This is a genomic window from Kitasatospora sp. NPDC059462, from assembly GCF_042749955.1.
Taxonomy (GTDB): Bacteria; Actinomycetota; Actinomycetes; order Streptomycetales; family Streptomycetaceae; genus Kitasatospora.
On sequence record NZ_JBHYUU010000099.1, the window covers coordinates 19,356 to 31,196 of the forward strand.

The 11,841-nt window shown below is 72.7% G+C and carries 11 protein-coding genes; 6 read left to right on the forward strand and 5 right to left on the reverse strand.

The window, feature by feature from the left end:
• The first annotated feature begins 294 nt into the window (after nt 1-294).
• Nucleotides 295-4,188 carry a helix-turn-helix domain-containing protein gene (locus ACFXAM_RS23425; RefSeq protein ID WP_380294173.1) on the forward strand — a complete coding sequence of 1,298 codons (3,894 nt, stop codon included), beginning with the start codon at nt 295-297 and terminating at the stop codon, nt 4,186-4,188.
• Between the two features lie 79 nt (nt 4,189-4,267).
• Here the strand turns inward: ACFXAM_RS23425 and ACFXAM_RS23430 are convergent, their stop codons facing one another.
• Nucleotides 4,268-4,483: an e9imm peptide gene (locus ACFXAM_RS23430; protein WP_380294174.1), complete on the reverse strand. Its 216-nt coding sequence runs from the start codon at nt 4,481-4,483 to the stop codon at nt 4,268-4,270.
• Nucleotides 4,484-5,069: 586 nt separating this feature from the next.
• Between ACFXAM_RS23430 and ACFXAM_RS23435 the strand changes: the two genes are divergently transcribed.
• The gene (locus ACFXAM_RS23435) at nt 5,070-5,612 is read left to right on the forward strand and encodes a CinA family protein (protein WP_380294175.1); all 543 of its coding nucleotides are present in this window, start codon (nt 5,070-5,072) and stop codon (nt 5,610-5,612) included.
• A gap of 181 nt (nt 5,613-5,793) precedes the next feature.
• On the opposite strand, the gene ACFXAM_RS23440 is transcribed toward ACFXAM_RS23435, so the two are convergent.
• The 3 genes from ACFXAM_RS23440 to ACFXAM_RS23450 all read right to left on the reverse strand — a co-directional run bounded on the left by ACFXAM_RS23440 (nt 5,794) and on the right by ACFXAM_RS23450 (nt 7,407).
• A complete protein-coding gene (locus ACFXAM_RS23440) occupies nt 5,794-6,525 on the reverse strand; it encodes a hypothetical protein (protein ID WP_380294176.1) in 732 nt (243 codons plus the stop codon).
• Nucleotides 6,526-6,637: 112 nt separating this feature from the next.
• The gene (locus ACFXAM_RS23445; protein WP_380294177.1) at nt 6,638-6,808 is read right to left on the reverse strand and encodes a hydrophobic protein; all 171 of its coding nucleotides are present in this window, start codon (nt 6,806-6,808) and stop codon (nt 6,638-6,640) included.
• Between the two features lie 362 nt (nt 6,809-7,170).
• Nucleotides 7,171-7,407: a DUF6479 family protein gene (locus tag ACFXAM_RS23450; protein ID WP_380294178.1), complete on the reverse strand. Its 237-nt coding sequence runs from the start codon at nt 7,405-7,407 to the stop codon at nt 7,171-7,173.
• Nucleotides 7,408-8,087: 680 nt separating this feature from the next.
• Between ACFXAM_RS23450 and ACFXAM_RS23455 the strand changes: the two genes are divergently transcribed.
• Complete coding sequence (locus ACFXAM_RS23455) at nt 8,088-8,303, forward strand: hypothetical protein (RefSeq protein ID WP_380294179.1); 216 nt, start codon at nt 8,088-8,090, stop codon at nt 8,301-8,303.
• Between the two features lie 70 nt (nt 8,304-8,373).
• Nucleotides 8,374-9,588 (forward strand): response regulator, encoded by a 1,215-nt coding sequence (locus ACFXAM_RS23460; protein ID WP_380294180.1) that lies wholly within the window; start codon nt 8,374-8,376, stop codon nt 9,586-9,588.
• Nucleotides 9,589-10,078: 490 nt separating this feature from the next.
• On the opposite strand, the gene ACFXAM_RS23465 is transcribed toward ACFXAM_RS23460, so the two are convergent.
• A complete protein-coding gene (locus tag ACFXAM_RS23465; protein WP_380294181.1) occupies nt 10,079-10,354 on the reverse strand; it encodes a GlsB/YeaQ/YmgE family stress response membrane protein in 276 nt (91 codons plus the stop codon).
• Nucleotides 10,355-10,577: 223 nt separating this feature from the next.
• Here ACFXAM_RS23465 and ACFXAM_RS23470 point away from each other — a divergent pair, with 223 nt between their 5' ends.
• Both ACFXAM_RS23470 and ACFXAM_RS23475 read left to right on the forward strand, forming a co-directional pair.
• Nucleotides 10,578-10,925, forward strand: coding sequence for a PRC-barrel domain-containing protein (locus tag ACFXAM_RS23470; RefSeq protein ID WP_380294182.1), 348 nt, complete (start codon nt 10,578-10,580; stop codon nt 10,923-10,925).
• Between the two features lie 653 nt (nt 10,926-11,578).
• Nucleotides 11,579-11,782: a DUF5988 family protein gene (locus tag ACFXAM_RS23475; protein ID WP_380294183.1), complete on the forward strand. Its 204-nt coding sequence runs from the start codon at nt 11,579-11,581 to the stop codon at nt 11,780-11,782.
• The last annotated feature ends 59 nt before the right edge of the window (nt 11,783-11,841 follow it).

Here is an 11,841-nt window from a genome sequence, read left to right on the forward strand (position 1 = left end):
CCTGCGGGTGCGGGCCCTGCGGGTGCGCTGCCGTCGGGGCGTGGTGTCGTCGGGGCGCGGTCGTGCCGGCGCCGAGGGCGGCCGTTCCTCGCTCTCGGGCTTCGGCACGCTTCGAGCTTTCACGGTCCGCCGGTTGTTGCGCAGCCCTCCCCGCCGGACGAAACAAAAGGCTGCTCCGCTGGTCGGAAGGACCGCTGGAACGAGACAGGCTGATGAGAAGCCGTTGCAACGGGCTCCCCCGGCCCTTAGGTTGACGCGGTCCGGTGGTGCAGCCGACGGGGGGGAGGACACGGGATGGGGCGTCAGGAGGGCCCGCTGGACCCGGCCGACGGGCCGGTTCAGCGCTTCGCGTCGGAGCTGCGCGAGCTGCGCCGGGAGGCGGGGAACCTCACCTACCGGGTCATGGCCGACCGCACCCGGTACTCGGTGGCGACGCTGTCGCGGGCGGCGGGCGGGCAGCAACTCCCCTCGCTGCCGGTGGTACTGGCCTACGCGGAGGCCTGCGGCGGCGATCCCGCACAGTGGGAGCGGCGCTGGCACACCGTCGTGCGGGAGACGGCGGCCGGGGACGGCGGCGACGCCGCTGCGCCCTACCGGGGCCTGGCCCGCTTCGAACCCGGTGACCGGGAGCGGTTCTTCGGCCGCGACCGGCTCGTCGCCGACCTGCTGGCCCTGGTGGACTCCCACCGCCTGGTCGCCGTCGTGGGCGCCTCGGGCAGCGGCAAGTCCTCCCTGCTGCGCGCCGGACTGATCCCGGCGCTCCGGGACCGTGGCGGGGCGGGCACGGGCCCGGCCGCCATCCGGATCCTCACGCCGGGCCCGCGGCCCGCCACCGACAACGCCGCGCCGATGGCGCCGGGGGACGGTCCGGGCGACACGGTGGTCGTGGTGGACCAGTTCGAGGAGGCCTTCACGCTGTGCACCGACCCGGCGGAACGCGCCGCCTTCATCCGCCGGCTGGTGGCGGCGTGCGCGCCGGACAGCCGATTACGGGTGGTTCTGGCGGTGCGGGCCGACTTCTTCGGCCGCTGCGCGGAGCACGCCGACCTGGCCCTCGTCCTGCGGAACGCCACGCTGCTGGTCGGGCCGATGGGCCCGGCCGAACTGCGGGAGGCGATCGTCAGGCCGGCCGCCGGCGCGGGCCTGATCGTCGAGCGCGCCCTCACCTCCCGGATCGTCGAGGAGATCGACGGCGAACCGGGTGGACTCCCCCTGCTGTCGCACGCCCTGCTGGAGACCTGGCGCCGCCGCAAGGGCAGGGCACTCACCGAAGCCGCCTACGAGGCCGCCGGCGGCGTGCGGGGCGCCATCGCCCGCACCGCCGAACAGGCCTACAACGGCCTGACGCCGCAGCAGGCCGCCACCGCCCGGCGCATCCTGCTGCGCCTGGTCACCCCGGGCGACGGCGCACAGGACACCGGCCGCCCCGCCCACCGCACCGAACTGGCGTCCCTCGGCACCGGGGACGCCGACACCGGCACCGCAGCGGTTCTGGAGGCCCTGGCCCGCGCCCGGCTGATCACCCTGGACGGCGACACCGTCCACCTCGCCCACGAAGCCCTGATCAGCTGCTGGCCGCGCCTGAACACGTGGATCGACGACGCCCGCGACCGGCTGCGCCGGCACCGGCACCTCACCGAGGCCGCCAGGGCCTGGGAGGAACTGGACCAGGACCCCGGAGCGCTCTACCGCGGCACCCGCCTGGCAGCGGCCGAGTCGGCCTTCACCGGCGCCGGGCACCGCGAGGACCTCACCCCGCTGGAGTCCCGCTTCCTCACCGCCGCCCTCACCGCCCGCGACCAGGAGAACCGCAGGACCGCGCGCTCCGCCCGGCGGCTGCGAACCCTGCTCGCCACGCTGTCCGCCCTGGTCGTGCTCGCCATGCTGGCCGGGGTGGTCGCGTGGCAGCAGCACCTGACCGGTGAACGCCGCCGCACGGAGGCCGCCGCCCGCCGGGCCGCCGCGGTGGCGGACGGCATGCGCTCCTCCGACCCGCTCACGGCGATGCGGCTGAGCCTCGCCGCGTGGAGGACCGCCGACCTCCCCGAGTCACGGTCCGCACTGCTCGGCGCCACCGTCCAGGCGGACCAGGACGTCTTCACCGATCCGCCCTCCGACAAGGCCGTCCCGCAGACGCACTTCCTCAGCGGTGACGGGCGCACGCTGGTCGGTGTCGGCCGCGACGAGGTGGTGCGGTGGGACGTCGACACGCACCGGCGGGTGGCGTCGCTGCCCGGGCTGAAGGACGAGGCCGGGAACGTGGAGGACATGAGCGCCGACACCCGGGCAATCGCCGGATTCGATCACAGTTTTGTGAACGTGTGGGATGTGCCTCCGGAACGCTCCCGCATCATCCCGGCCGGCCCACTGCCGGTGACACCGTTCCCTCCCGAACCTGACCTGATCAAGACCGCAGCCCGGTTCGGCCCGAGCGGACGGACCCTGCTCCTCTATGCCAACGCCGGCTCCGACCATGTGATCCAGGTCCGGGATCTCACCGACGGCCGGCTGCTGTTCGAACGACGCGCCAAAGGTGGTGAGCGCAGGCCGGTCGGCCCCGACGAGCTGCGCGGCGTGCCGGAAGTCAAGCAGCGGCGGATGTGGGTGGAGGGCCGCTGGGACTTCTATCCCTACCCTGATGCCTCCCTCAGTCCGGACGATCGCTTGGTGGCACTGTGCCTTCCGGGTGAGCGGGTCCAGGTGTGGAACGTGCCCGAGCAGCGCCAGGTCCCCGCCCCCTGGGCTCCCGTCGTCAGCGCGCAGCAGTGCCTCGAAGAAGCGGTCGGGTTCGCGCAGGACGGCCGCCGGTTGGCAGTCGTCGACAGCGAGGGAGTCCGGATCTGGGACATGGCCTCGGGCACGGAACTCCCGCGGATCGAGCATGCCGGCATCAGGGAGACGGCGTTCAGCGCGGACGGAACGCTGATGGCGGCCTCGGACGGCAAGGAGGTACTGCTGTGGCGCCTCGACACACCGTCCGCGCCACTGCTGCGGCATCCGCTCGCCAACACCGACGTCGGCCAGCTCAGGCTGGATCCGGCCGCACACCGGATCCGTTACCTGGAGGGTACGACCGGAGCCGTCGTCCGCACCATCGACCTCACCAACGTCCTCACCCCGCCCTGGACCACCCGACCGATCGCGGTCGCCGCGTTCAGCCCCGACGGCAGCACGCTCGCCACGCTGTCCCCGCCCGAAGGTGACGCCGTGTACCGCTTCCAGCTGCGCGATGTCCGCGGGGCCGGGCACGTCGTCGACCTTCCCGGCATCTCCTGCACCTCGAAGCGCCAGGTCCCTCTGCCCTGTACGGTCCTCGCGGCGTTCCGTCCCGACGGGGGCGCATTCGCCTACAGCGTCTCCGACCCCTTGCGGACGGGTTTGGACGCAGCCCCGCTGTCCATCTGGGACGTTTCCGCCGGCTCCGTGACCGCGACGCTGAACTTGAACGTGAATGCCGCCGGTGAGGCGTTCCCGGGGGGCCCCTTCAACGGGATCGCCTTCACGCCGGACGGACGATCGCTTCTGGTGTCACGGACGCCGTGGGGTGAGGAGGTGGAGGTCTGGGACGTGTCCCAGCACGCCAGGACGCGGGTGATCTCCGGGGCCGGCGGGGAACACCTCGCCGTCCGGCCGGACGGGCAGCTCCTCGTCACCTCGCACAACCAACTCACCGGCCTGCCGTCAGACCCGGCGAATCCCCGTACGCTCACCCAGAACACGACCCACACCGTGGCGTTCAGCCCGGACGGCACGTACCTGGCCACCGGCGACGAAGCCGGCCGCGTCACCCTCTGGGACGGCAGCGCCGAGCGGAACCTGGGCGTGCTGCCCGGCACCTTCCGCCCCAACACGGCAGGGGTGTTCGACCCCATCTCCGCACTCGCCTTCTCCCACGACGGCCGCACCCTGGCAGCCGCGGGCGCCGACGGCACGCTGCGGATGTGGGACCTCGGATCCCGCCAACCACTCGGCCCCGCCCTCCCCGCGCCGGGGGGCGCCATCCTCTCCCTGGCCTTCAGCGCCGACGACCGCACCCTGCGCGCGGCGACCGAGCACGTACCGGGGCACGAGATCACGGTCGCCCCGGAACAGGAAGCCGCCGACATCTGCACACGAGCCGGAGGCGGCCTGACGCGGGCCGACTGGAAGACCTACCTCCCCGAGGTGCCCTACCGAGAGCTCTGCTGACCCCGACGACGCGATCGATCCCCTGCGGCCCCTCGCCGTGCATCCGTCCCGGCCGTACGACCATCGCGGCCTGGACTGGTCACAGCGCGAACGGCCGGTGGGCGAGAGCCAGTTCGACCACCTCGGCCGCTGTCGGCTCCGGCCCGTCCGGCCAGTGGACCAGGTCGCTGACATAGCCACTCGGACAGCCGAGGCCCCTGTCCAGCGCCTCCAACGTGCGGTCGATCTCGGCGTCATCGGCGCAGTCCCCATCCATGATCTTCTGCACCAGCGCAACGGCCGACTCACGAGTCATCACTGCTCCAGCCACCCCCTCCAGGCCGAGGAGAGCCTAGCGAGCCACCTGATCGACCGGACAAGGCCCCGGGAACGCGGGCGCACACGCGGATGGACCGCCGTTCACTTGAACGGGCCAGTGCAACTGCGCACCGGACGGTCGAACGGCCCGGACGCGGAGCGGGCGCGGCGGTCGCCCGGGCCCTTGTCGACCGGTCGACATCCCTCCTGGCCGACGAAGAGCTTCCCGCCGCGCGGGCCGGCGGCGAGGTGCGGGCAGGACGTCCCCCTGGGCACCGCCTACAACCCGTGGACGCCGTTCGAGGCCCCCCGCTTCACCCGGCTCGACGACCGGCCGCCCTCGGGCGGGGCTCCTGTCGTTTCCTCCCCACCCCGCCGGGCAGACGCCGCGGCATGGACCAGTCCCAGGCACCGGTACCCGGGGCCCTCGCGGCCTTCCACGCCGATCCGCTGCCCGTGTTCACGCCGCCCGGTCCCAAACAGGACCGCGGCACCGGCCCCCGCCTGCGGCGTCCTCCAGCGCGCGCAGAGCCGGCGGTCGGCCGGGGCGCGCACAAGTCCGTGGTCCCAGCGAGGCGATCATCATGACGAACCCCACCCGGCCGGCCGGGCGACCGGATCCCGGCGCCGGAGCCGCTACGGAGGAGGCCGGCGTACTGGCCCGGCAGGTCACCGCGGCGCTGACGGCCACCGGGCACACCGTGGCCGTCGCCGAGTCACTGACCGCGGGACGACTCGCGGCCGCGCTGGCCGAGGTGCCCGGCGCGGGGCAGGCGTTCCTCGGCGGGATCGTCGCCTACGCCACCGAGACCAAGGAAACCCTGCTCGGTGTCGACGCCGCGCTCCTCGCCGACGCCGGCCCCGTGCACCCCCGGGTGGCCGTCCGCATGGCCGAAGGGGTCAGGGCATCCGTGGGCGCGACCTACGGCCTCGCCACCACCGGGGTGGCCGGGCCCGCTTCGCAGGACGGACACGAGCCCGGCACGGTGTTCGTCGCCGTGGCCGGGCCGAGCGGCAGCCGGACAGCGTCCCCGCCCCTGTCCGGCTCCGGCCCGCAGGCCGTCCAGGCCGGCACGGTGCGGGCAGCGCTGCGGTTGCTCCGCGACTCACTTCGGCCGGACCCGTGACCGTCTCGCCCGCCGGCCCGCCCGACCTTCCGAGCGTGCGAAATGACCCCGCCCCGCTTCCTCGGTGACGTCCCTCGTCGTCCCCCGACGTGCGCCGGGGACGGCTACCTGCGCGACTGCTCGGGCACCGGCGTCCCCGCCGGGGGCGTCCGCGGTCGGCCCGCCCGGGCGGCCGGCGGGCTCAGTGCAGGGCACTGACGGCGCGAGCGATGACGAGGAGTGAGGTGACCAGCGCCGCGATGCTCTCGACGCTCATCAGGAGCTTCGCGCGGGTGGTGAGCGGCATGGTGTCGGTCGGACTGAACGCGGTCGAGTTGGTCACCGACACGTACAGGTAGTCGACCAGTGCGGGGCTCCAGTCACTGGAGCGGCTGGACCCGTCGGCGACCTCCTCGACGGCGTCGTGGTTCTCGTCCTGGGAGAAGCGGAAATCCGCGAGCGGCAGCTCGGAGCGGGGCGCCTGGGTCCGGACCACGGGTCCGCCCCGGTCCAGCTCCCAGAAGGCGAGGCCGAAGACGATGATGTCGGTCGCCCACACCTGGAGGGCCGCCAGCAGCAGCGGGCCGCCTTCCTTCACCTCGGTGGAGACCAGGGCCCGGACCAGCAGGCCGAGCACGATGAGGTTGCTGATGCCGATGACGGCGACCAGCGCCAGCGACACGGCCCGGGAGAAGCGGTTCTGCCGGGTGAGGCGGCGCGGGTTGACCGCGATCAGCGGGACCAGCAGCAGGACTTCCAGCGCGGGCAGGACGAAGCGCGGGCCGACGAGGAGGCTCTCGGGCAGCGCGAGGTAGAGCAGCGCGGCGACCAGGGTGGCGATCACTCCGGGCAACCGGGCCTCGCCCCGGCGCTCGTGCCGGGGATGCCGCGCGGGCAGGCCCGGTCGCGGCGTCTCCGCATGGTTCGGGGTCATCGTTCCACTGCCTCCGATCAGAACCGCGAACGTGTGGCGGAGCCCGGCGCGGAACGCGGAACGACACGGCGGGGCTCCACCGGCGCCCGGTGCAGCCCCGTGCCGGGAGCGGCTACCAGCGGTACCAGCGGCTGCGGCTGCCGGCGGTGCCGGTGCCCCGGGCGATGAAGCCGATCAGCCACACGACGAAGACGAGGATCGCCGCCCACCAGAGGACCTTCACCGCGAAGCCCAGGCCGAAGAGCAGCAGGGCGACCAGCAGGACCAGGAGAAGCGGGACCACGGTTGTTCCTCCTTCGTGTCGGGTTCGCCGTTCGTCTGCCCGGCCGGGCCGGTTGCATGCGCGCTCGGCACGCCGGGGACTCCTCGGACTCCTCCCCCGGGCCCCGGACCGCGCCGGACACGGTGGAGCGGCGGGTACCGACCGGGCCCCTGCTGCTCTCCCACGGAGACGCGAGGGACATCGCCCTGGCGGACGGGCGGATCGTCGGCGCGCGCGGCCGGCCGAGGACCGGGCGAACCGGGGCCGACCACTGCCCGGACCGGCCCACCACCCCCCGTCGGCCGGCCCCACCCGCGCCCTGCAGACCCTCGACCCGCGCGTGCAGGGCCCGATCGCCGGAGGCTGATCGTCTTCCTCCCCGGTCAACCGCCGTGTCCGGAGGGCCCGTGGTCGTCCGCGTCGTGCTCGTCCGAGGTGTTCCGCGTGGCCGGTCGCGGGCCGGGGCCGTACCGGGGAGGGTAGGCGGGCTTTCTCCTCCGGGCCTGTCGGCGGCTGCCCCAGACGAATGCGCCGATGAGGACGGCCACGATCAGCACCGCCGGAATCACGAGCGCGCCGCCCGCGAGGGGCGCCGCGATCTGGACCACTGAACCGGGCATGGGCGAACTTCCCTTCTGAATCCTTCTGAGCTTCTGATCGGGGTTCTGCAGGGTCTGTGTCGAGCCGGCGGCGGAGCGCCGAACATCTCCACGAGGAACCACCGTCCGTGCCAGCACCGCCGCCGCCCCGGCCCGGTGATGGCGGGGCCACCACCGGGCCGAGCACGAGCGCGACCGGCCCCACGTCCTCCGGGCGTCTATCCGGCCCGGCCGAACCCATTCGCCCGGATCCGCGATCATTTTTCGGCAGGACCGCTTCCGCCGGCCTGCGGCCCGGCCGGCACGGGGGCAACCGCGCGCTGCGAGGAACCGTCCGGAGAGGCAACTGGTGACCCGGGCCAGGCCGATGCCCTCTACCGGCAAGCAGCCGATCAGGGCAACTCATGGGTAGCCTCACGGGCCCCTCCACCACACTTGGCGGGACCCCGTGCGCGCCATCGCCGTCCCGGAGACCCGACGGGCCGAGCGGGTTGGGAACGGCGGTCACGGCGCAGAAGGGAAGCCGAAGGCCCGGGGTGGAGCAGTCGTTGTCGTTTCCGCTGTTGCCATCTGGCGTTTCCGGCCCGGAAACAGGGGCGCAACAGCATCCGACCACGCCATGCTGTGACGCACCGTCAGACCGACCCGGCTGACGCGCAGGTGGTGGCCGACGCAAGTCGCCACCGATTGAGGAGGTCCATGTGCAGCGTGCGCTGCTGTCGCCCAGGGCGGCCCTGGTACTGCTGATCGGCATGCTCATGGGAATCGGCGCGGGGATCCTGGCCGCCGCAGGAGGAGTGCACCTGGCGCAGTGCGTCCTGTACGGTGTCGGCGCCTTCGGCGTCAGCGTCACGGTCGTCAACCAGCTCGTCGCTGGCCCCGAGAAGGAGCCCACGGACTCGACGTCCGCATCCTGACCACCGACGTGGCCCGGGCACTCCGGTTCCCGGGCCACGGCCCGCCCTACACTGCAAGGATGGTGGCGCTGTGGAGACCCATGAGAGACCGGGGAGCCGGACCGGGAGCCTCAACGCGCTGAGCCCGGATCTGAACGCGGAGTGCCGTGCCTTCGCCGAGGCCCTGCGCAGCTTGTTCGCGGGGCTGCGGCCTGCGGTGTCGATGCGCCGCTACGGCGCCCGCCGACACCTGAGCCCGGGAGCGCTCTCCCGCTACCTGTCCGGACAGCGGATCCCGCCCTGGCAATTCGTCCAGGACCTGCTCACCGACGTCGGCGCCGACCGCGGCAGCGTCGCGACCCCCGAGACGATCGAGCTGCTGCGCTCCCTGCACACGGCCGCGCAGCAGACCAACGCCTCCGTCAGCCACGCCTTGCAGCAGCTGCAATTCCAGCTGGCCGAGGCCGACCGCCTCTCCCGCAGGTCCGCCGCACACAGCGATGTCCTGGGCGAAGCCCTGCTCGACAAGAACCACCGCATTGCCGACCTGGAACTGCGCCTCAACCAGTTGGAGAGCGACTGGGCCCGCGAACGCGCCCGCGCGGACGAGATCACCCTGTACGCCGGCGACCGGGACGGCCTGCTGCTCGAAAGACAGGCGTTGGAGAAGGAGGTCGCTCGCCTGGAGGACGAGCTGGCGGCGGCGCTGCGCCGGCAGCTCTCCGCCGAAGCGCGCTGCGAGCTCCTGGAGCGCCAGCTGGTCGTGGCCGAGCAGCAGGCCGGCGAGGAGCCGCCGAGTATTGAGCCCGGTGCCGCTGTGGCCTCCACGGGCAGGCCCAGGGTCCTCGTCGTCGACGACGAGCCGGCGAACCTGGTGGCACTCGACGCCGTCCTCGGATCCGCCGACTGGGACGTCCTCGCCGTCGCCTCCGGCCCGGACGCGCTGAAGGCACTTCTCCAGCACAACGACATTGCCGTGATCATCCTGGACGTGCAGATGCCCGGCATGGACGGCTACGAGACCGCCCTCCAGGTCAAGAACCGTGCTCAGACCCGCGACATCCCGATCATCTTCGTCACCGCGATCGGCGACAGCCCTGAGAACTCGCTGCGTGGCTACGACGCCGGGGCGGTCGATTTCATCGTCAAACCGCTCGACCCCTGGGTCCTGCGCGCCAAGGTCACTGTCCTGACCGGCATGTACCTCAACTACCGCGGCACACCCCGCACCATGCCGGCTCAGCACTCCGAGAACGCCACGCACTGGCCCCTGCCCACTGCCCGGCGGCCCCACCCGCCGTCCTGACTGCCCGCGATGCCCAGGTCGGGAGCGCAACGCGCCCGGCCGTCACCGGGTGCCGACCCTGCGCCGTCGCCCCGAACGCCCACAGGGCCGGGCGGCGTGTGGAAGCAGGCCAGGGCCAAGCAGCGCGGGCGGAATCGGGTGCGCGAAACGGGAGCAGGCGCGGCGAAGCGCGCCGGCGCCACCGGCAGGCGACGGCTCTCCCAACTCACCGAGACCGAGCTGTACCAACGCCAACCGACCTCGCCACCGAACGCCGTTCGACCATGACCCGCAACCGATTCCCCAACTCGCCCCACACGCCGGCCGCCGCCCCACCGCCTCCTGAGCCCCTGCCCCGGCCGGCCACGGGGATCACGAGGGTGAACAGGTTCGCGGACCCTGAAGCCGACGACGGCCCGATGGGCGGCCCGCGGGGGGTGCGCGGACAGCCGAGCGGCTCCCCCTTCGGAGGAAGGGGGAGCCGCTGCGGGCCCGCCGAGGAGACGGATGCTCAGGCGTGGCGGCGCGAGCTGCCTCCGGTGACCAGCCGGTGGACGACGAGGATGATGACCGAGCCGACGATGGCGGCGACCCAGGTGGAGAGGTCGAAGAAGCCGTCGATGGAGTCGACGCCGAAGATGACCTTGCCGAGCCAGCCGCCCAGCAGGCCGCCCGCGATCCCGAGAAGGATCGTGACGATGACGCCCCCCGGGTCCTTGCCCGGCATCAGGGCCTTGGCGATGAGGCCCGCGAACAGTCCGATCAGGATCCAGGCGACGATACCCATGTGCTTCTCCTACCTCGATGAATAACGGCCGATGCCAGCGCTCGTCTTCACCGTCCCGCCACTTCCAAACCTGTGTGTGCCGACCACGAGCGCCGACGTCCGGTGACGAGAACCCCACCGCGCCGTTCCGGACGAAGGACAGCGGTCCGCGTGCATGATCCGGCCGACCCGGGGCAGTCGGCAGCCGCACCACAACGACGGACCACTCACCGAGGAGGCGCTCATGACCAGCGGAATGTGGGGCTACGGCAACACCGAGGGCTACGTCCCCGGCACGGACCTGACGGGCTACCGCGTCGAGGCCGAGGACGGCCACATCGGCAAGATCGACCGGCACACGGAGGACGTCGACTCCGCGCACATCGTGGTCGACACCGGCCCGTGGATCTTCGGCCGGGAGGTGCTGCTCCCGGCGGGCACGATCCGCCGCGTGGACACCGGCGAGCGGACGGTGTGGGTGAACCGGACGAAGGACGAGGTCAAGAACTCGCCGGAATACGACAAGGACCGGCACACCGCGGACCCCGAGTACCACCGCACGATCGGCAGCTACTACGGCGGAGCCATCTGAGCGCACCGCCCGCCCCGGCCTCGTGTGGGCCACGACCAGGTTGTCGTGGCCCACACGGGGCCGGCCGCTTGTTCACCACGCCCCGGGCTCTTCCGAGGTCACAGCGGTTGCACCGTCGCGTCCGCGAAGCCCCGCGCGACTGCGGCCCCTCATGACACGCCCTCAGGACAGACCCTCAGGACAGACCGCCGCGCGAACGGCGAACCGTGCGGCCGCCTCCTGCGTCCGGGTGGAGCGCCGTCGGCGGGGCGCACCGGGAACGCGGACGAACCGGAGCAGCACCGGACCGGCCGGCTCCGGCCGAGGGCACCACCCGCCACCCCCTTGACACGACCAAATCGGGACGGAATGGTTGATTTCGTACATACTGCCTGATTGTCTGCGGGGTGTGACGTCGCAGCGTCAACACCCTCCCCGCGCAAAGCCCTGGGCCCTGGGCCCGGTCCCGGGCCCCGGGCTTCGCGCCGGAGGTACGACGTCGCGCTGATCACGGATCTCGTACGGCGTCTCCTGGACACCGGTCTTCCGAGACGCGAAGCGCTGTGGTGGGAGCCGGAGACGGGCTCGCGGGGGATGTCGGCCCCCCTGGAGCGCTGCGCGCGCCACACCCTCCGGACCCCGTCCGGATCCTCACCCGAGGGAATGAACGAACGATGGACAGATTCACCGAGCCCCACCTCGTCGGAGGTCCGCAGGAGCTCCTGCGGACACCCCCGCAGCCCGTCCGCGAGGACGCCGACCGGCTGACGTACCGCTGGCGCAACGGCTACGAGCACTACGAACGCGAGGAGCGCACCACCGACGCTGAGTCCGAACCGACGTATCGGTGGGCCTATCACACGACGATCGCCGAATGACCTGCCCGGCACGCCGGAGGAAGTCCGCGACCTGCGCCCGGGGCGCGCCTGTGCGTCCC